15 protein-coding genes are annotated in these 20707 nt (G+C 41.8%); 11 read left to right on the top strand and 4 right to left on the bottom strand.

Going from position 1 to position 20707, the window contains the following annotated elements; translation table 11 throughout:
* Positions 1-639: 639 nt before the first annotated feature.
* The 4 genes from pflA to ycaO all read right to left on the bottom strand — a co-directional run bounded on the left by pflA (position 640) and on the right by ycaO (position 6825).
* Positions 640-1380, bottom strand: coding sequence for a pyruvate formate lyase 1-activating protein (pflA, locus tag PSI14_RS11380; RefSeq protein WP_273575993.1), 741 nt, complete (start codon positions 1378-1380; stop codon positions 640-642).
* 141 nt (positions 1381-1521) lie between these two features.
* Positions 1522-3804 (bottom strand): formate C-acetyltransferase, encoded by a 2283-nt coding sequence (gene pflB / locus PSI14_RS11375; RefSeq protein WP_273575992.1) that lies wholly within the window; start codon positions 3802-3804, stop codon positions 1522-1524.
* Between the two features lie 54 nt (positions 3805-3858).
* Positions 3859-4716 (bottom strand): formate transporter FocA, encoded by an 858-nt coding sequence (focA, locus tag PSI14_RS11370; protein WP_273575991.1) that lies wholly within the window; start codon positions 4714-4716, stop codon positions 3859-3861.
* A 345-nt stretch (positions 4717-5061) separates the two neighbouring features.
* A complete protein-coding gene (gene ycaO / locus PSI14_RS11365; protein ID WP_273575990.1) occupies positions 5062-6825 on the bottom strand; it encodes a 30S ribosomal protein S12 methylthiotransferase accessory factor YcaO in 1764 nt (587 codons plus the stop codon).
* Positions 6826-6973: 148 nt separating this feature from the next.
* On the opposite strand from ycaO, the gene ansB reads away from it, so the two are divergent.
* The 11 genes from ansB (at position 6974) to kdsB (ending at position 20560) form a co-directional block, all read left to right on the top strand.
* Positions 6974-8017, top strand: a complete 1044-nt coding sequence (ansB, locus tag PSI14_RS11360) for an L-asparaginase 2 (protein ID WP_273575989.1) — start codon at positions 6974-6976, stop codon at positions 8015-8017.
* 434 nt (positions 8018-8451) lie between these two features.
* Positions 8452-9540 (top strand): 3-phosphoserine/phosphohydroxythreonine transaminase, encoded by a 1089-nt coding sequence (gene serC, locus PSI14_RS11355; protein WP_273575988.1) that lies wholly within the window; start codon positions 8452-8454, stop codon positions 9538-9540.
* A 153-nt stretch (positions 9541-9693) separates the two neighbouring features.
* The gene (gene aroA, locus PSI14_RS11350; protein WP_273575987.1) at positions 9694-10986 is read left to right on the top strand and encodes a 3-phosphoshikimate 1-carboxyvinyltransferase; all 1293 of its coding nucleotides are present in this window, start codon (positions 9694-9696) and stop codon (positions 10984-10986) included.
* A 221-nt stretch (positions 10987-11207) separates the two neighbouring features.
* Positions 11208-11894 (top strand): (d)CMP kinase, encoded by a 687-nt coding sequence (cmk, locus tag PSI14_RS11345; protein ID WP_273575986.1) that lies wholly within the window; start codon positions 11208-11210, stop codon positions 11892-11894.
* Positions 11895-12087: 193 nt separating this feature from the next.
* Positions 12088-13761 (top strand): 30S ribosomal protein S1, encoded by a 1674-nt coding sequence (rpsA, locus tag PSI14_RS11340; protein WP_273575985.1) that lies wholly within the window; start codon positions 12088-12090, stop codon positions 13759-13761.
* Positions 13762-13833: 72 nt separating this feature from the next.
* Entirely contained in the window at positions 13834-14124 is a 291-nt protein-coding gene (gene ihfB, locus PSI14_RS11335) for an integration host factor subunit beta (protein ID WP_273553812.1), read from the top strand.
* A gap of 308 nt (positions 14125-14432) precedes the next feature.
* Positions 14433-16724 (top strand): ComEC family protein, encoded by a 2292-nt coding sequence (locus PSI14_RS11330; protein WP_273575984.1) that lies wholly within the window; start codon positions 14433-14435, stop codon positions 16722-16724.
* A 35-nt stretch (positions 16725-16759) separates the two neighbouring features.
* The gene (gene msbA, locus PSI14_RS11325; protein ID WP_273576003.1) at positions 16760-18508 is read left to right on the top strand and encodes a lipid A ABC transporter ATP-binding protein/permease MsbA; all 1749 of its coding nucleotides are present in this window, start codon (positions 16760-16762) and stop codon (positions 18506-18508) included.
* Positions 18505-19500 (top strand): tetraacyldisaccharide 4'-kinase, encoded by a 996-nt coding sequence (lpxK, locus tag PSI14_RS11320; RefSeq protein ID WP_273575983.1) that lies wholly within the window; start codon positions 18505-18507, stop codon positions 19498-19500. Before msbA ends, lpxK begins: the two co-directional genes overlap by 4 nt.
* Positions 19501-19627: 127 nt before the next feature.
* On the top strand, positions 19628-19807 hold the full coding sequence (locus tag PSI14_RS11315; RefSeq protein ID WP_086110168.1) for a Trm112 family protein: 180 nt from the start codon (positions 19628-19630) through the stop codon (positions 19805-19807).
* Positions 19808-19810: 3 nt separating this feature from the next.
* Complete coding sequence (kdsB, locus tag PSI14_RS11310; protein WP_273575982.1) at positions 19811-20560, top strand: 3-deoxy-manno-octulosonate cytidylyltransferase; 750 nt, start codon at positions 19811-19813, stop codon at positions 20558-20560.
* Positions 20561-20707: the final 147 nt, after the last annotated feature.

Raw genomic sequence — 20707 nt, 5'->3', positions numbered from 1 at the left:
CATTATTGAATGGTAATTTCCTAATTGATTTTTCTCTATTTCCATTCCGTAAACACAAATTGTTAGAGAAAACGTCAGAATTATCATATAAAAATTATTAATCAACAAGTATTAATTTTGATTTTTATCAGCAGAGAAAGGTGCATTTTTATAGGTAATAATGAATGATTTTAGGTTGTTATTGCTTGTGCTGATATCAGTTTGGATTAATTTTCTAAATCATCCTTACTTAAAATAAATGATTTTATTTTAGTTATCAGGCATTGTCTTTTTTATAATAAAATATTTAACGCTATTGTTAGTGGATTATTCTGATTTATTTTTTCCTCTAAATATAGAAGGATAGCTTCTTTCAGATCGATAGAGTAATAAAAAGCATTAGATATTAATTGCTTATGGCTTATTAATTTTATTTAAAAATGGGTGAAGACGAGCAATAATATTTAGGATATCTACAATACATTGTATCTAACGGTATTTCATACTATTAGTTATGGAACGGAATTTAAAGGAACTTAAAAATTTATTCAATGCAATGATTGCAAGTAGCAGATTGGATTTAAATCCCTTCAAAGGAAACTGACCTCAAGTGATTGAGAGAGTCAGTTTATCTTAAGAATTAGAGATAGGGGAATGCATCTAATAAATTACATGATGCCCATAACTACTTAAAATTTCTTTTACTCTTTCCATTGTTTCTTTTGATGGAGGTTTAACACCTTCCAGCTTATATTCTTCACCCATGGTAATCCATTTGTGTTTACCAAGTTCGTGGTAAGGTAATAATTCTATTTTTTCAATATTTTTCATGTCCTTGGTGAACTCACCCAGTAAATGAACTGATTGATCGTCATCTGACCAACCAGGAACAACCACATAACGAACCCAGGTTTTTTGATTGCGTTTTGCCAGATAACGAGCAAATTCAAGAGTCCGATGATTGGATACGCCGACTAATTTTTGGTGAATATCATCATTAAGCTGTTTTAAATCCAGCATAACCAGATCAGTCGTATCCAATAGTTCATCGATCACCGGATCATAACGGCGAACAAAGCCATTGGTATCCAGACAGGTATGAATGCCTTCTTCATGGCAAGCCCTGAACCAGTCACGAACAAATTCTGCCTGAAGAATTGCTTCACCACCGGAAGCAGTGACTCCGCCACCCGAAGCATTCATAAAATGACGATAGGTTGTTGCTTCTTTTATTAATTCTTCAACAGTTACCGCTTTTCCGCCATGGGTATCCCAAGTATCGCGGTTATGGCAATAGAGGCAGCGCATGAGGCAACCTTGGAAAAACGCGATAAAGCGGATACCGGGGCCATCTACGGTTCCGCAGGATTCAAATGAGTGGATACGACCAAGTACGGACATGAAAGGACTTCTCCAAAACTGACAAGCTAATAAAGGCTCCGAGTGTTAAGGAGCCTTTAGTGTATGTCATTTTATTTCAATAGAACATAATGACACTTTGAGGTAACGCTATTTCAAGTAATTATTTTTGGTATTTTACTATTACATAGTTTGAGTAAATGTACGGGTGATAACGTCTCGTTGCTGTTCTTTAGTCAACGAGTTAAACCGCACTGCATAACCTGATACGCGAATAGTTAACTGTGGGTATTTCTCAGGATTTTCCATTGCATCCAGCAGCATTTCGCGGTTCATCACGTTAACGTTCAGGTGCTGACCACCCTCGATATCGACTTCGTGATGGAAATAACCATCCATCAGGCCCGCCAGATTTGCTTTACGTATTTCGTCGTCTTTACCCAATGCGCTAGGCACGATAGAGAAAGTGTATGAAATACCATCTTTAGCATAGGCAAATGGCAGTTTAGCAACCGAAGTCAATGAAGCAACTGCACCTTTTTGGTCACGTCCGTGCATTGGGTTAGCTCCCGGTCCAAATGGTGCACCAGCACGACGTCCATCAGGGGTATTGCCCGTTTTCTTACCATAAACCACGTTTGAGGTAATGGTCAGTACAGATTGTGTTGGAACCGCATTGCGATATGTTTGTAATTTCTGGATTTTCTTCATAAAGCGTTCAACCAGATCACAAGCGATATCATCGACACGTGGATCGTTGTTACCGAATTGTGGGTATTCACCTTCAATGTTGAAATCAATTGCCAAACCATCTTCATCACGGATTGGGGAAACTTTCGCATATTTAATGGCAGATAATGAGTCAGCAGCAACGGACAGGCCTGCGATACCACATGCCATGGTACGGAACACATCACGATCATGCAGTGCCATTAATGAAGCTTCATAGCTGTATTTGTCATGCATGTAGTGGATGATGTTCAGAGCAGTGACATATTGTTTTGCCAGCCAATCCATGAAGTGATCCATGCGCTCCATGATTTTGTCATAATCCAGCACGGTGTCTCTCATTGGTTCTTCTTTCGGGCCAACCTGCATTTTCATTTTTTCATCCACGCCGCCATTGATGGCATACAGCATGGTTTTTGCCAAGTTTGCGCGAGCACCGAAGAACTGCATTTGTTTACCAATAATCATTGGGCTGACACAACATGCGATAGCGTAATCATCGCTGTTGAAGTCAGGACGCATCAAGTCATCATTTTCATATTGCAGGGATGAGGTATCAATCGATACTTTTGCTGCGAATTTTTTAAAACTAATTGGTAGCTTTTCAGACCACAGGATAGTCATGTTAGGTTCTGGGGATGGCCCCATGGTGTATAGCGTATTCAGGAAACGGAAACTGTTTTTGGTCACAAGAGTACGGCCATCCAAGCCCATACCGGCCAGTGATTCAGTTGCCCAAATCGGGTCGCCTGAGAACAGTTCATCATACTCAGGAGTACGCAGGAAACGCACCATGCGCAATTTCATGACTAAATGGTCAATCAGCTCTTGAGCTTGTTGTTCGGTCAATTTACCTGCTTGAATATCGCGTTCGATATAGATATCCAAGAAGCTGGAAACACGACCGAAGGACATCGCAGCACCGTTTTGAGATTTAACGGCTGCCAGATAAGCGAAATAAGTCCATTGCACTGCTTCTTTAGCATTGGTGGCAGGATTGGAAATATCATAGCCATATTTAGCGGCCATCTCTTTGATTTGACCAAGAGCACTGTGCTGTTCAGCAAGTTCTTCACGTAAGCGGATAGTAGATTCTAAATCTTCGCCGTTTTCCAATTTTTCTTGTAAAGAAGTGAATTGGGCAAATTTTTCATCACGCAGGAAGTCGATACCGTACAATGCTACGCGACGATAATCACCGATGATTCGGCCACGACCGTAGGCATCAGGCAGACCCGTCAATACACCAGATTTGCGGCATTTCAGGATATCAGGTGTATAAACATCGAACACTCCCTGATTATGAGTCTTACGATATTCAGTGAAGATTTGTTTGAGTTTTGGGTCCAACTCACGATTGTAGGCTTTACAAGAACCTTCAACCATTTTAATACCACCAAACGGAATAATGGCACGTTTCAATGGCGCTTCGGTTTGCAGACCAACGATTTGTTCCAGATCTTTTTCAATATAACCAGCATCATGAGAAGTAATTGTAGATGCAACGTCAGTATCAAAATCCACCGGCGCATGAGTGTGGTTTTCGATTTTGATACCTTCCATGACTTTTTCCCACAAAACATCAGTCTCTTTTGTGGCGCCTGCAAGGAATGATTCATCACCTTCATACGGGATATAGTTTTTCTGGATGAAATCACGAACGTTGACTTCATTCTGCCAACTACCCTCGTTAAAACCTTGCCATGCTACAGAAAATTTTTTGTTTAACTCGGACATGATACTTCTACCTTTTAACAGTGGAACTTTTAAGAAATCTGGCGTGGAGGGGAATTAGTGTTTTTTACCACCACGTAAATAAATCAACCAATAAGTCAACCCAACCAATACCGCCCCACCAATAATATTACCTATCGTTACCGGAATTAGGTTATCGGTAATAAAGTTTGAAATGTTGAGTTGAGGAAATTGCTCAGCGGTTGCTCCTGCTTTCACCCAAAACTCATTTGGTGCAAAATTTTTGATAACAATCCCGAACGGAATTAAAAACATGTTAGCGATACTATGTTCAAAGCCACTGGCGACAAACATACCAATTGGCAGTATCAATGCGAATAATTTATCGATCAGACTGCGTCCGGCATAGCTCAACCAGACCGCAAGGCATACCATCAGGTTCGCTAAAATACCCAGGCATACCGCTTCAATAAAAGAATGGTGCATTTTATGGTTTGCTGCCTGTAATACATTTAGACCCCAAGCACCATTGGCAACGGCATATTGGCCGGAATACCAAATCAAGGCCACGAAAAATAGTGCGCCAATCAGATTACCGATATAAACGTTAATCCAGTTTTTGACCATTTGAGACCAAGTAATACGCCCCGTTGCTTTTGAAATGATTGTCAATACCGTGGAAGTGAAGAGATCAACACCACATATCACCACTAACATCAAACCAAGGGAAAAACAGATCCCGCCAGTTAATTTAGCCAATCCATAAGGAATGGAAGAAGCGCCTGTTGTTGCCGTAATATAAAAAACAAAAGCAATGGAAATAAACATGCCTGCCATGATTGCCGATAAGTAAGTCACTGCGGGGTGTTTATTGACTTTATATACACCATTATCATCAGCGATTTGTGCCATTACAGCAGGTGGAAATAAATTAAAAGGGTTGTCAGTGTTCATCCTAACACTCTCTTTATTCTTAATTAATTATAGCACGCACTGATAGTAACAAACGGACATTGGCCTGAATTTGATATGGATCATGTTAGACTGAAAGTCTGATGAAATATGGCTGCTTGAATGTGGTAATTTTACTTTAACGATATGATTTATAAATAAAAAATTATTTTTAAAATTTATAGAAATATTTTATATAGCAGGTTTTGGTCTTTCAGAGATGATTTTGGTATTTAGGGTGCTAAAAGTAAAATAACAGGTTAAATTGTCATTTATTTGTTGTTTCAAAATAAATTATATTTAACCTGAATTTTACTTTTAATGATTAATAAACTTTAATTTAATGGTTTATTTATTGGCCCAAAATTCACGCTTGGCTTTTTGCAATTTCTCATAAGCATTTAGTAATGCTTGATGGGCTGGCAATGTTTTTAATTCCGAATCAATAGACCATAGTCCATAGAAGCAGTTTTCTCCGACAATGGCTGCTGAAGCAGCATCGACAGTGTCTTGGCCGTACATTTTTACAAATGCCTGATAATATTGCTCTGGTTTGCGATCTTCTTCTTGGGTCAACAGCAACAGCGTTTGCAGACAGCGATAATAGTTAGCTCGTTCAGCGGTGAAAACAGAGGCATTGAAATCCTGTGTCCATTCAACCCAAATCAGTGCTTGTTCCAAGTCGCCACCAGCCAGTGCCAGCATGGATTTCAATTCACCGATACGCAGGTTGCTCAAACCGTTATCTTTACCCGCAGCAATCCCCAATAATTCACGAACACGAGTGAAGTCGTCCAAACCTTCATCATCCAACTGTTCGAGGAAAGCCAGATATTCTTCTGGTTGCCATTGACTTTCCGGCAATGTCAGAATAGTGTCCCGTAGATGGGTTCCCATAGTGTTATTAGCAATATGCAGGTCTTCGACCGGATAAATATCTGACATACCGGGAACCAGAATGCGGCAGGCATAAACACCAAGATGCTCATAATCAGCAATGTAAACTTCAGCATCCAGTTTATTGAAGGCCCCCATCAAGGTGGCGAATTCTTCTTCTGTTGTTCCGCTGAAATTCCAGTCAGCAAACTTATAGTCAGCATCTTGCTTAAACAGATCCCAACTGATTGCACCGCTTGAATCAATAAAGTGAGTTTCCAGATTAGTATGTTCAGAAACTTCCTCGTCATCGAAACTTGGTGGAGTAAAGACATCCAGATCTTTCAGACTACGGCCTTGTAGCAATTCTGTGACTGTACGCTCCAGCGCAACACCAAAGTCAGGATGAGCGCCAAAAGACGCAAAACAGGTGCCATTATTAGGGTTGAACAGGACGACACAAATAACCGGGAACTGTCCACCAAGTGAAGCATCGTAACAATAGAGTGGGAAGCCCTCTTCCTGCAATTTATTAACTGATTCAACCACACTTGGGTAGCGGTTCATAATATCTTGTGGAATTTCAGGCAAGCTGATGCATTCTGCGATAATGCGATTTTTCACATACCGCTCAAACACTTCAGATAATCCCTGAACGCGTGCTTCGTTCATGGTATTGCCAGCTGACATGCCGTTTGAAACATACAAGTTTCCGACAATATTCATTGGAATATAAATAGATTGGTTATCTGACTGGCGAGTGAATGGCAGGGCGCAGATTCCCCGTTCTTCATTACCAGATTGCAGGTCAACTAACTGGCTAGCACAGAGTGCGTTATCTGGGTTGTAAAAACGATGCAGACGTTCGTCTAAAATACCTTCTGGCAGAGAATCATCTTCTGGTAACGGGAACCATTTTTCATTTGGGTAATGAACAAACTCGCCATTGGCAACGGCATCACCGAGGTAAAAGTCAGCAAAGAAATAGTTTGTTGATAGACGCTCAAAATATTCTCCCAATGCAGATGCCAACGCAGCTTTTTTGCTGGCCCCCTTGCCATTGGTAAAGCACAGAGGACAGTCGCGATCGCGGATATGTACTGACCAAACATTCGGGACAGGATTCAGCCATGAGGCTTCTTCAATATTAAAACCAAGAGACTCCAGCTTATGCTGAAAACGATTAATGGAGTCTTCCAACGCGGCGTCTTTGCCTGGAATATAGGTTTGCGTCATCGTGATTCACTTCAATTTATGTTAAAGGCCGCATATCATACGGTGTTTTTTTCATCCGCTCTATTAGTTCCCAAAAATTATTGTTAATTAGAGTTTCTTTATTCTGAGTTTACATAATAAAATAGCTTTTTTTACAAGAGGTTGAATAATGAAAAAGACTAAAATAACAGCAATAGCCGGTTTTCTGGCTTTAGTCAGTGGCTCTGCTTTCGCTCTGCCAAATGTTACTGTTTTGGCAACTGGTGGCACAATTGCTGGTGGTGGTGAATCTGCAACTCAGTCTAATTATACCGCTGGCAAAGTGGGAATTGATGCACTGCTGAATGCTGTACCAGCAATTAAGAATATTGCTGATTTAAAAGGCGAGCAGGTTGTCAGCATCGGTTCTCAGGACATGAACGATCAGGTGTGGCTGACTCTGGCGAAAAAAATCAATGCAGATTGTGACAAAACCGACGGTTTCGTTATCACCCACGGTACTGATACCATGGAAGAAACTGCTTATTTCCTCGATCTGACCACTCAGTGCCAAAAACCTATCGTAATGGTTGGCGCAATGCGTCCATCTACTGCGCTGGGTGCTGATGGCCCACTGAACCTATACAACGCGGTTGTTGTTGCTGCTGATAAAAATTCTGCAAACCGTGGTGTTCTGCTTGCAATGAATGATACCGTTATTCATGGTCGTGATATTGGTAAGCTGAGCACAACTGAAGTTCAGGCATTTCAGGCTGTGAATGCTGGTACACAGGGCTTCGTTCACAACGGCAAAGTGAATTACTATTCTGCAGCACCAGTAAAAGCCAACAAAGCCGCTTTTGATGTTAGCAAATTGGATAAATTGCCAAAAGTTGGCATCGTTTATAACTACTCCAACGCATCTGATCTGCCAGCAAAAGCGTTTGTTGAAAATGATTATAAAGGCATTATTAGCGCAGGTGTAGGTAACGGTAACATCTATACGTCCATTTTTGATACTCTGGTTCAAGCAGCTAAAGATGGCGTTGTTGTTGTTCGCTCCAGCCGCATTCCTTTCGGCTATACAACTCAGAATGCTGAAGTTAACGACAGCAAATATGGATTTGTGGCATCAGAGCGCCTGAACCCACAGAAAGCTCGCGTTCTTCTGCAACTGGCTCTGACGCAGACTTCTGATGTGGCAAAAATTCAGGAAATGTTCAGTAAGTATTAATTTCTGATTTAATTCCTGATATAGAAAAATAGGAAGGTGCATAAAGTGCCTTCCTATTTTTTGATCAAAATTTTAAATACATGACCATTTTTTATATTCATTAACATACATTTTTTTAGAATGTTGTTTTCCCCATGCTCTTATTGGAGCGAAATATCCATATGTTTATATTTATGGATGTAGATTATTTTTGAGATGTATTTTAAATCTTCTGTATAAGCTAAAAATATCACCCTAACTTTCTTATAGGTATTTTTGATAATTAAGTTCCCGATAATATAATTCTATCTGCCAGTGATGTAATAGGTTGTAACAATAGGTTGTAGCAATAGTTTGCAACAATATTTTAATAACCATTGCAGCGGCAGGGCGGGAGTGATAAAACCAATGCATCCGATTTTATTGTATCCATTGATAGGGTGAGGTTGAGGTTAATGAGTCAGGTATATAATTTCAGCGCTGGTCCAGCCATGTTGCCAGCAGAAGTATTACGACGTGCAGAGCAGGAACTTTGCAACTGGCATGGCTTGGGGACATCGGTGATGGAAATCAGCCACCGTAGCAAAGAATTCGTGGCTGTTGCGGCAGAAGCAGAAAAAGATCTCCGAGATTTATTATCAATACCTGAGAATTATAAGGTGCTGTTTTGTCATGGTGGGGCTCGTGCACAATTCTCGGCATTGCCACAGAACTTATTGGGTGATAAATCAACAGCAGATTATATCGTTAGTGGTTACTGGTCTGAATGTGCAGCGAAAGAAGCCAAAAAATATTGCACACCAAACATCATTGATATCAGAGTAGAAACAGAGGGTATCACTAGTGTGAAACCGATGAGTGAATGGGGTTTGAGCAGTGATGCTGCTTATGTCCATTATTGTCCTAATGAAACTATTGAAGGTATTGCTATTTTTGAAGAGCCTGATTTTGGTGATGATAAGATTGTGATTGCCGATTACTCTTCAACTATTCTCTCCGCACCTATTGATGTTAGTCGTTATGGTGTTATTTATGCTGGAGCACAAAAAAATATTGGGCCAGCAGGGATTACCGTCGTTATTATTCGTGATGATCTTCTGGGTAAAGCACACCAGCATACGCCGTCGATCCTGGATTATACTGTGCAGGTTCAATACGACTCTATGTACAACACGCCACCGACATTTGCATGGTATCTATCTGGCATGGTATTCAAGTGGTTGAAAGAGCAGGGAGGGTTACAAGAAATCAGCAAACGCAATCTTGCAAAAGCCGAACATCTTTATCGTGCCATTGATAACAGCAAGTTATATATCAACCGTGTTGCTCCTCAAAATCGTTCTATCATGAATGTGCCATTCCAACTGGCTAACCCAATATTAGATGGTCAGTTCTTGGAAGAAGCCTATACACACGGGCTGCATGCGTTGAAAGGGCATAAAGTGGCAGGAGGCGCCCGTGCTTCCATTTATAACGCCATGCCTTATGAGGGAGTAAAAACATTGGTTGAATTTATGGCGGATTTTGAACACCGCAACGCTTAATTTTTTATCGTCGGGAGGGATGACACTTCCCGATCTAAAACCCCTCAATTTACCCTAAAAATATATCCCAATAGATTTCAAATGGTAGTTTGAAAAATAACGGTTTGAAAGACAAGGGTATAACATATTAAAAAACCGGAGATTTCTCTCTTTATGCAATCCCTGACGTTACAACCTATTTCCCGTATTAATGGAACGATTAATTTGCCCGGCTCTAAAAGCGTTTCCAACCGCGCTTTATTACTTGCGGCTTTTGCTAAAGGGACAACCCGGCTAACCAATTTATTGGACAGTGATGATATTCGTCACATGCTTAATGCGCTGACTGCATTGGGCATTTCCTATCGTTTATCCGCTGATCGTACTATTTGTGAAGTAAATGGTATTGGAGGCCACATTACCGGAAAAAGTGGAATTGAACTGTTCTTGGGCAATGCAGGTACAGCAATGCGCCCATTGGCAGCGGCGCTATGCTTGGGAGATAGCAGTATGAGTCTGGTGTTGACCGGTGAACCTCGTATGAAAGAGCGTCCAATTGGTCATTTGGTCGATGCACTGCGTCAAGGGGGAGCCGAAATTGATTATCTTGAACAGGAAAATTATCCGCCTTTACGTATCAAGGGGGGATTTTCAGGCGGAAAAGTTACCGTTGACGGCAGTGTTTCCAGCCAATTCCTGACAGCTTTATTGATGGCTGCGCCATTGGCAGCAAACGACACGGAAATTCACATACAAGGTGATTTGGTTTCTAAACCTTATATTGATATTACATTGGCACTGATGAAAAGTTTTGGTGTAACGATAGACAATGAACAATATCAGGTTTTTCACATTAAAGGGCAGCAGCAATATTTGTCTCCGGGGCAGTATCTGGTGGAAGGTGATGCTTCATCGGCATCTTATTTTCTGGCTGCCGCAGCAATTAAAGGTGGAACAGTTCGTGTCACCGGCATTGGCAGAAATAGCCTGCAAGGGGATACCAAATTTGCCAATGTGCTGGAACAAATGGGGGCGACTGTTCGCTGGGGGGATGATTTTGTCGAGTGTGAACGTGGTACATTGACAGGCGTTGATATGGATATGAATGAGATTCCTGATGCTGCAATGACTATTGCGACAACGGCGCTGTTTGCGCAGGGAGAAACAGTTATCCGCAATATTTACAATTGGCGGGTAAAAGAAACAGACCGGCTCAATGCAATGGCAACTGAATTACGAAAAATAGGTGCGGAAGTGGAAGAAGGGCATGATTATATTCGAGTTTATCCACCAGAAAAGCTCAATCATGCTGAAATTGAAACCTATAATGATCACCGGATTGCAATGTGTTTCTCATTGGTGGCTTTGTCTGATACACCAGTCACCATCCTTGATCCGGGTTGTACAGCAAAAACATTCCCAGATTATTTCAATCAGCTTGAAATGCTTAGTCAATATACAAAATAGATATAACTAAATGGCTTTTAAAGAGAAATTCGTGGTGAAAAATGATTTGCTATGAAATTTTGGAATATGAAATTTGGGGATAATTGTGCTAAGCCTGTTTTTCTCATCTGCTGAGCGCGTATAATAAGACAGGTTTTTTATTGCTTGCTAATTAAGCAATTTTCTGCATTCGGTAAATGACCTGTCTGTTATACGAATGTCACGCGAAGAGGAGGATAATGATGGCGGCGATAGCTCCAGTAATAACCGTTGATGGGCCAAGTGGTGCTGGCAAAGGAACATTATGTCAGGCATTGGCTGAAGCGTTAAATTGGCAATTACTTGATTCAGGTGCCATTTATCGAGTATTGGCACTGGCTGCCATTCACCATCAGGTGGATATCCAGTCTGAAGACGCTCTGGTTCCTCTGGCTGCAAACCTGGATGTTCGTTTTGTGCCTGCAAATGGTAAACTTCGGGTCATTCTGGAAGGCGAAGATGTCAGCAATGAAATTCGTACCGAAACCGTTGGAAACACGGCTTCACAGACAGCGACATTCCCACGCGTCCGTGAAGCGCTTTTGCGTCGGCAGAGAGCTTTCCGCGTTGCTCCAGGGCTGATAGCGGACGGTCGTGATATGGGAACTGTTGTATTTCCTGATGCGCCAGTAAAAATATTTCTTGATGCAAGTGCGGAAGAACGTGCCCACAGACGCATGTTACAGTTGCAGGAGAATGGTTTTAGTGTTAACTTTGACCGCCTTTTGTCCGAAATACAGGAGCGGGACTTTCGAGACCGCAATCGGGCAGTTGCGCCTTTAGTGCCTGCACAAGATGCATTGATCTTGGATTCGACCAGCATGTCTATCGAAGAAGTGATTAATAAAGCACTGGCTTATGCGAAAAACGCGCTGGAAATACCTGCATAATCGTTAATTTTCGCAAATACGCTATTGCAGTAGCGTATCAAGAAGATGTATATAGAATTCTGGTGTATTGGTAGTGAAATATGCTGGTACACCAAAACACCTTATAACAAGGAAAAGTTGTGAGGTATGTAAAACAACCCCATTCGGCTGGATGCTAAATGGACGTTAATTAAAAACCTTGAAGATCATTAACATGACAGAATCTTTTGCTCAACTCTTTGAAGAATCCCTACAGGTTATCGAAACTCGTCCAGGTGCCATCGTTCGTGGTGTCGTAGTTGCTATCGATAAAGACGTTGTATTGGTTGACGCAGGTCTGAAATCAGAATCTGCAATTCCTGTAGAACAATTCAAAAATGCTCAAGGCGAGCTGGAAATCCAAGTTGGCGATGAAATCGACGTAGCTCTGGATGCGGTAGAAGATGGTTTCGGTGAAACTATCCTGTCCCGTGAGAAAGCGAAACGTCACGAAGCATGGCTGATGCTGGAAAAAGCATACGAAGAAGCTGAAACTGTCACTGGCGTTATCAATGGCAAAGTAAAAGGCGGCTTCACTGTAGAACTGAACGGTATCCGTGCGTTCCTGCCTGGTTCATTGGTTGACGTTCGTCCAGTTCGTGATACTGCTCACCTTGAAGGCAAAGAGCTTGAGTTCAAAGTCATCAAGCTGGATCAGAAGCGCAACAACGTAGTTGTTTCCCGTCGTGCTGTTATCGAATCTGAAAACAGCGCAGAGCGCGATCAGCTGCTGGAAAACCTGCAAGAAGGTATGGAAGTTAAAGGTATCGTTAAGAACCTGACTGACTACGGTGCATTCGTTGATCTGGGCGGCGTTGATGGCCTGCTGCACATTACTGATATGGCTTGGAAACGTGTTAAACATCCAAGCGAAATCGTCAATGTGGGCGATGAAATCACAGTTAAAGTACTGAAATTCGACCGTGAGCGTACCCGCGTATCTCTGGGCCTGAAACAACTGGGTGAAGATCCATGGGTAGCAATCGCTAAGCGTTATCCAGAAAGTACTAAACTGACTGGTCGCGTAACTAATCTGACTGACTACGGTTGCTTCGTTGAAATCGAAGAAGGCGTTGAAGGTCTGGTACACGTTTCAGAAATGGATTGGACCAACAAAAACATCCACCCATCCAAAGTTGTCAACGTTGGTGATGTTGTGGAAGTTATGGTTCTGGATATCGACGAAGAACGTCGTCGTATCTCCCTGGGTCTGAAGCAGTGTAAATCTAACCCTTGGCAGCAATTTGCTGAGACTCACAACAAAAACGACCGTGTTGAAGGTAAAATCAAGTCTATCACTGACTTCGGTATCTTCATCGGTCTGGACGGCGGCATCGATGGTCTGGTTCACCTGTCTGACATCTCCTGGAACGTTGCAGGTGAAGAAGCAGTTCGTGAATACAAGAAAGGCGACGAAATCGCTGCTGTAGTTCTGCAAGTAGATGCAGAACGTGAGCGCATCTCTCTGGGCGTAAAACAACTGGCAGAAGATCCATTCAACAATTACCTGTCTGTAAACAAGAAAGGTACTATTGTTACTGGTAAAGTTACCGCAGTTGACGCAAAAGGTGCTACAGTTGAATTAGCTGCCGGCGTTGAAGGTTACATGCGTGCATCAGAAGCTTCTCGTGACCGCATTGAAGATGCAACTCAAGTTCTGAACGTTGGCGATGAAGTTGAAGCTAAATATGTTGGCGTTGATCGCAAAAACCGCGTAATCAACCTGTCTGTTCGTGCAAAAGACGAAGCTGATGAAAAAGACGCTATCGCTTCTGTGAACAAACAAGAAGACTCAAATTTCGCTAACAACGCAATGGCTGAAGCTTTCAAAGCAGCTAAAGGCGAGTAATTTAAGTCGTAACTCGGGTAATATTCTCTATAATGATAATATTACCCGAATGCGGTAGTTTAGGGAGGTACCATGACCAAGTCTGAATTAATCGAAAGACTTACAGAGCAACAATCTCACATGTCGGCTAAAGTCGTTGAAGATGCAGTGAAAGAAATGCTTGATCATATGGCAGAAACACTAGCCGCAGGTGAACGTATTGAAGTTCGCGGATTCGGCAGCTTTTCTCTTCACTACCGGGCTCCGCGTGTGGGTCGTAACCCAAAAACGGGTGATAAAGTGGAATTGGACGGTAAATATGTTCCCCACTTTAAACCTGGCAAAGAGTTACGTGATCGCGTAAATATCTATAGCAATAGCTAAGATATCAGTTATTACTTAATTAAACTAACGGCGCCTCCGGGTGCCGTTTTTTTTTGTATACCTAACTTTTGCATATTCAACTTTTGCATATCCGATTTTTGTGATGATGACTGTATTATCTTGATAATCGATTCTTCTGTTTGAAAATTAATTTGTGAAGTGATTCCACAATATAATTTCTCTGACTGGTCGTCAGGCTTATTATGCAATAGGCTTTCTTGCGTGAATGGAATGTCAGCATAGAGGCATAATGGATGCAGCCCATAATATTTTTTCCCTTTACTTATTTATTCATTATTTGGCGAAAAATGAGGCCTATTCTCAATATAAATTTGGCTGCATTAGCCATTGTATTGGGAATTTTTCCCTTATTATTCCTTGCCGATCTCCCTCAACAAAAAACCATTAATCACCTGATTCTACTTGCATTTTCCTTATTGCTTTTTCCTTATAAAATCATACGACTAATATCATTGGGGCTATGGGTTTTTATTTTCGGATGTTGGCATAGTCATCAGATATTGGCGCAGATAACCTATTTCAGCGAAACTTCCCGCACCGCAATTGTTATGATTGATAGCGTATCTTTGGAAAATAAAGCGAAGGAGAATGATAAAAAGGCGCGTTATCGTATCAGACTGATCGAAAGTAATGGGAAACATATTTTTCCCGCCTTATATGCATCAGTATTGTGGAACTCGCAAGAATTGCTATGCGCTGGTCAGAAATGGCAGGTGACCATGAAACTGAGAGCTGTCCATGCTCAATTAAATCATGGTAGTTATGATAATCAACGATATTCACTTTCTATACATCAGCCGTTGAATGGAAAAATTATTCAGGCAAAACTGCTCAATAAAAATTGTAACCTCCGACAAGATATCATTAATAAGTTGTTGCCAGAAATTCAGCCACTAAAACAGGCTGGTGTTGCTTTAGCTCTTGCATTTGGTGAAAGGGCGTGGCTGGATAAATCGACTCGTTTGCTATTACAGCAAACTGGTATTGCTCATCTGATGGCGATTTCAGGGCTACATATCACTATGGCCAGCTTATTTGGCTGGAGTTTGGCGAGAATGATGCAATTCTTTTTTCCTACAAAATGGATTGGATTTCGTTTCCCATTAATTATGGGTTGGTTAACCGCAATGCTGTATGGATGGTTATCTGGTTGGGGAATTCCGGCTGTTAGGGCAATATTGGGACTCACCTTATGGATTTATTTACGATGTAAAAGCAGGCTTTGTTTTTCATGGCAATGGGCTTTATGGAGTGCTGCGATTATTTTACTTTTCGACCCTTTAGCAATACTTTCTGATAGCTTCTGGCTTTCATTTATTGCAGTTATGGCTCTGTTATTTTGGTTTTATTGGATGCCTTTGCCAGAACAAATACGCTATGGTTGGCAATGGATATGGCTGCGTGGATTGCATATGCAATTGGGCATGATGTTAATGCTGTTGCCGTTACAGCTTTTATTATTTCAGGGTATTAATATTGCATCATTGGTAGCTAATCTATGGGCTGTTCCGATTATCTCTTTCTTATCTGTGCCATTAGTTATGTTGGGAATAGTTTGTATTTTTCTTCCAGTTATCCAGCCATTTCTATGGCAACTTGTTGATTATAGTATTTCACTCGCTGTAACTCCTCTATCTGTTTTAACGTATTCATGGGTTGAAACAGGAAATTATCCAATCATTATTACGTTAGCCGGATGGTTTTTAGTTGTGATTTGGCGTTTAGGTTGGTGGAAATCTTATAAATGGTTGTTGGGAATTTGTATTGGAATTATTGCCTGTTATTCAAAGCGTTCCAATGATTATCAATGGCGTTTTTCAATGCTGGATGTAGGGCATGGATTGGCTGTGGTGATTGATAAAGGAGGAAAGGCGATCGTTTTTGATACAGGTAATCGCTGGGAAACGGGCAGTATGGCAGAAAAAATCATTGTACCTTATTTGCGTTGGCATCGATTATTGCCAGAACAGATAATCCTTAGTCATGATCATTTGGATCATACGGGAGGAGCTGCGTACATAAATGAAAAATACCCTGATATCCAAATTAGAAGTCCTTCATTGAATCATGCCCACTTACCTTGTGTTCGTGGTGAGCAATGGATGTGGCAAGGGTTGAATTTTAAAGTCCTCTGGCCACCAGAAAAGGTAGCTATTGTTGGAAATGATCAATCTTGCGTAATCCGCATTGATGATGGTAAGCATAGTCTATTATTAACGGGGGATTTGGAGAAACAGGGCGAATATCGCTTATCGGAGCTTGAGAAGAGTCATCTGAATGCAACAATACTGCAAGTACCTCATCATGGGAGTAACACCTCTTCAACTTCGGTATTTATACGTAGAGTTATGCCTCAATATGCTTTGACTTCAGTAGCACGCTATAGCCCGTGGAGACTGCCTTCAATGAAAGTGAAGCAACGTTATGAAAATGTTGGAGTTGAATGGCATAGTACAGCAGTATCTGGTCAGATAACAGGCTATTTTTATCATGATCACATTAAATTAAAAGGTTATCGACAACAAATAATGTCACGGTGGTATCATCAGTGGTTTGGTATTCGTGGCGATCATGAGTAGAATGATTCGCTATTTCTTTTGGTTTTGGTAACTCAATAATGAATGATAAAGACCTTTCTACTTGGCAGACCTTCCGTCGATTGTGGCCGAGCATCACCCCTTTTAAAGTCGGCCTGTTAGTTGCGGCGGTTGCGCTAATTATTAATGCTGCCGGTGATACCTTGATGATTTCCTTGTTGAAGCCTTTGCTTGATGAAGGTTTTGGCAAGGCAGATATTAGCGTATTGAAGTGGATGCCACTGGTTGTTATCGGTTTGATGTTGTTGCGTGGCATATCTGGTTTTATATCGAGTTATTGTATCTCTTGGGTATCAGGCAAAGTAGTTATGCAGATGCGTCGTCGTCTGTTCAACCATATGATGGGGATGCCTGTTTCCTTTTTCGACCAGCAATCCACGGGAACTTTGCTTTCTCGTATTACATATGATTCAGAACAGGTTGCTTCCTCCTCTTCCAGTGCATTAGTGACGGTTGTTAGGGAAGGGGCATCAATTATTGGCCTGTTTATACTGATGTTCTATTACAGTTGGGAACTTTCCCTCATTTTGATTGTAATTGCACCGATAGTTGCGGGTGTTATTCGTCTTGTTTCTGTGCGCTTTCGTAACATCAGTAAGAATATGCAGAATAGCATGGGGATGGTGACAACCAGTGCCGAACAAATGCTGAAAGGGCATAAAGAAGTTTTAATTTTCGGTGGTCAAAAAGTTGAAACCAAACGCTTCAACAAAGTCAGCAACCATATGCGCCAACAGGGCATGAAGATGGTTTCCGCTGATTCCATTTCAGATCCGATTATTCAGCTTATTGCTTCTTTTGCACTGGCATTTATCCTGTATGCGGCCAGTTTTCCTGAAATTATGGGTGCTTTAACCGCAGGGAAAATCACCGTCGTATTTTCATCCATGATTGCCCTGATGCGTCCATTGAAATCTCTGACTAACGTGAACGCTCAATTCCAACGCGGTATGGCTGCGTGCCAGACTTTATTTGCTATTTTGGATATGGAGCAGGAAAAAGATGACGGTAAATTGGAAGTCAAAAAAGCAAAAGGTAATATTGAATTTCGTGATGTCACTTTCTGTTATCCAACCAAAGATCACCCTGCACTGAAAAATATTTCAATGACGATCCCAGCGGGAAAAACTATTGCATTGGTTGGACGCTCAGGATCAGGTAAATCGACAATTGCTAATCTCCTCACTCGTTTTTATGACGTGAATAAAGGTGGGATAATATTGGACGATCATGACCTGCGAGAATATACGCTGGCTTCACTGCGTAACCAAATTGCGTTGGTGTCACAAAATGTGCATCTATTCAATGATACGGTTGCCAATAACATTGCTTACGCCAGTGAAGGACAATTTAGCCGTGAAGAGATAGAGCGAGCGGCAGAAATGGCTTATGCAATGGATTTTATCAAAAAGCTGGATAACGGCCTTGATACCATGGTTGGTGAGAATGGCGTTTTGCTTTCCGGGGGACAGCGTCAGCGTATTGCTATTGCCCGTGCTTTATTGCGTGATTCTCCGATTTTAATTTTGGATGAAGCAACCTCTGCATTGGATACAGAGTCTGAACGTGCAATTCAGGCCGCTCTAGATGAATTGCAGAAAAACAGAACTTCATTGGTCATTGCCCACCGTCTTTCTACTATTGAAAAGGCCGATGAAATTATCGTCATTGAAGATGGAAATATCATAGAAAGGGGTAATCATGCTGCCCTGTTGGGGAACGAAGGAGCATATGCACAGTTACATAGGATGCAGTTTGGCCAATGATTGAACGCATATGGTCAGGCCGCTCATGGCTTTACATCGTATTATTACCATTATCAGCCCTTTATGGGCTGGTAATTGGCTTACGTCGTTTAAGCTATAAGCTAGGATTGAGTCGTTCTTGGAAAGCACCCGTGCCTGTTGTTGTGGTCGGCAATTTGACGGCAGGGGGGAATGGTAAAACCCCTGTTGTTATTTGGCTGGTTGAGCAGTTGCAGCAAAAAGGCTATCGGGTTGGCGTTGTTTCGCGTGGTTATGGTGGAAAATCGGAACATTACCCGCTACTAGTTACAGAGGAAGTCACAACGGCACAAGCAGGAGATGAGCCTGTTTTAATTCGTCGCCGTACTGGTGCACCTGTTGCGGTGGCACCAAAACGGGTTGAAGCTATTAAAGCATTATTGGCACACTCTCCGGTTGATATCGTAATTACAGATGATGGCCTTCAACATTATGCCTTGCAGCGTGATTATGAAATTGTGGTAATTGATGGCGTTCGTCGTTTTGGCAATGGCTGTTGGTTGCCTGCCGGGCCCATGCGAGAATTGGCAGGGCGCTTGAATAGCGTTAACACGATCATTGTCAATGGTGGAACAGCGGAGGCAGGTGAATTGCCAATGACTCTAAAGGGAGATTTGGCGGTTAACTTATTGACTGGGGAAACGCGAAAAGTCACTGATATTCATAATGGCATCGCGATGGCGGGGATTGGTCATCCACCGCGTTTTTTCGCGACATTGCAGCAATTAGGGGCTAGCTTACAGAAAACCCACGCTTTTGCTGATCATCAGTCTTACGAAAAATCCCAGTTATTGGCTTTGGCAAATAGTGATCAAAATTTATTGATGACAGAAAAAGATGCGGTTAAATGTTTCCAATTTGCGCAATCTAACTGGTGGTATTTGCCTGTACACGCGGACTTACCAAAGGAAAAAGGGCAAAAAGTATTGAACGATATTCGTGCCTTGCTTCCAGAATTAAACCCTCGCCAATAATATTGGGCAATTCTCGCCATATTAAACAAAATAAGGGAAATTAAACAAAGCAACAAAGTTAACGGTGATACATGGCTTGTGGTATTCTGAGCCGCATTGAATTTAAAGCCCGTTACTTGGGGGATATATGGATCACCGTTTACTCGAAATCATTGCTTGTCCGGTATGCCATGGCAAGCTCAGTTATGATAAAGAAAACTTTGAACTGATTTGCAAACTTGATCGCCTCGCTTTTCCTTTCCGTGATGGCATTCCTGTGTTGCTAGAGAATGAAGCACGTGTCTTGCCTACAGAGGAAAACAAATAACCCATGTTTACCGTTATCATTCCAGCACGTTTTGCTTCAACGCGTTTACCTGGAAAACCATTGGCCGATATTCATGGCAAACCAATGATTGTGCGTGTGATGGAACGGGCTGTCCGTTCTGGTGCTGAGCGGGTTATTGTGGCGACAGACAATCGAGACGTTTTTGATGCAGTGACTGCCGCAGGGGGTGAGGCTTGCATGACAAGCGAAAATCACCATTCAGGTACAGAGCGTTTGGCTGAGGTTATCGATAAATACCAATTTGCTGATGATGAAATTATTGTGAATGTGCAGGGTGATGAACCCCTTATTCCAGAACAGATCATTAAGCAAGTGGCCGATAATTTAGCTGGTAGTGATGCTGGAATGGCAACTCTTGCCGTACAGATCCAAGATGCGGAAGAGGCATTCAATCCTAATGCGGTCAAGGTCGTTATGGATTCGAAAGGTTATGCGCTCTATTTTTCTCGCGCTACGATCCCGTGGGAACGTGATCTCTTTATGCAATCAAAAGAGACTATTGGAGACAATTTCCTGCGTCATATAGGAATTTATGCCTACCGGGCAGGGTTTATTCGGCGCTATGTTCAGTGGGCTCCAAGTCCATTGGAAAGTATTGAAATGCTCGAACAATTAAGAGTGCTTTGGTACGGTGAAAAAATTCATGTAGCAAAAGCGCTGCAAGCACCCGGTGCAGGTGTTGATACACCAGAAGATCTGGAAGCTGCCAGAAACGCTTTTGTAGCGTGTTGATCTTCTTGTTTTATATGAATACCAATTTTATATGAATATCAATCGGGTGTGATTTAAAAGAGAATGCCGTAATGTAATACCGCATTCTCTTTTTCCCCTCTCTTCTTCCGCTTTTTTCTTTTCAATCAGGTGTTATTTCTCATCACT

Source organism: Xenorhabdus anantnagensis, from assembly GCF_028598555.1.
Classification (GTDB): domain Bacteria; phylum Pseudomonadota; class Gammaproteobacteria; order Enterobacterales; family Enterobacteriaceae; genus Xenorhabdus; species Xenorhabdus anantnagensis.
This window is presented reverse-complemented; position numbering and strand designations above follow the sequence as displayed.

Excerpts from the sequence above, each read along its gene's own strand:
- pflA (WP_273575993.1), bottom strand. The coding sequence starts at position 1,380 with ATGTCCGTACTTGGTCGTATCCACTCATTTGAATCCTGCGGAACCGTA.
- pflB (WP_273575992.1), bottom strand. The coding sequence starts at position 3,804 with ATGTCCGAGTTAAACAAAAAATTTTCTGTAGCATGGCAAGGTTTTAAC.
- focA (WP_273575991.1), bottom strand. The coding sequence starts at position 4,716 with ATGAACACTGACAACCCTTTTAATTTATTTCCACCTGCTGTAATGGCA.
- ycaO (WP_273575990.1), bottom strand. The coding sequence starts at position 6,825 with ATGACGCAAACCTATATTCCAGGCAAAGACGCCGCGTTGGAAGACTCC.
- ansB (WP_273575989.1), top strand. The coding sequence starts at position 6,974 with ATGAAAAAGACTAAAATAACAGCAATAGCCGGTTTTCTGGCTTTAGTC.
- serC (WP_273575988.1), top strand. The coding sequence starts at position 8,452 with ATGAGTCAGGTATATAATTTCAGCGCTGGTCCAGCCATGTTGCCAGCA.
- aroA (WP_273575987.1), top strand. The coding sequence starts at position 9,694 with ATGCAATCCCTGACGTTACAACCTATTTCCCGTATTAATGGAACGATT.
- cmk (WP_273575986.1), top strand. The coding sequence starts at position 11,208 with ATGGCGGCGATAGCTCCAGTAATAACCGTTGATGGGCCAAGTGGTGCT.
- rpsA (WP_273575985.1), top strand. The coding sequence starts at position 12,088 with ATGACAGAATCTTTTGCTCAACTCTTTGAAGAATCCCTACAGGTTATC.
- ihfB (WP_273553812.1), top strand. The coding sequence starts at position 13,834 with ATGACCAAGTCTGAATTAATCGAAAGACTTACAGAGCAACAATCTCAC.
- PSI14_RS11330 (WP_273575984.1), top strand. The coding sequence starts at position 14,433 with ATGAGGCCTATTCTCAATATAAATTTGGCTGCATTAGCCATTGTATTG.
- lpxK (WP_273575983.1), top strand. The coding sequence starts at position 18,505 with ATGATTGAACGCATATGGTCAGGCCGCTCATGGCTTTACATCGTATTA.
- PSI14_RS11315 (WP_086110168.1), top strand. The coding sequence starts at position 19,628 with ATGGATCACCGTTTACTCGAAATCATTGCTTGTCCGGTATGCCATGGC.
- kdsB (WP_273575982.1), top strand. The coding sequence starts at position 19,811 with ATGTTTACCGTTATCATTCCAGCACGTTTTGCTTCAACGCGTTTACCT.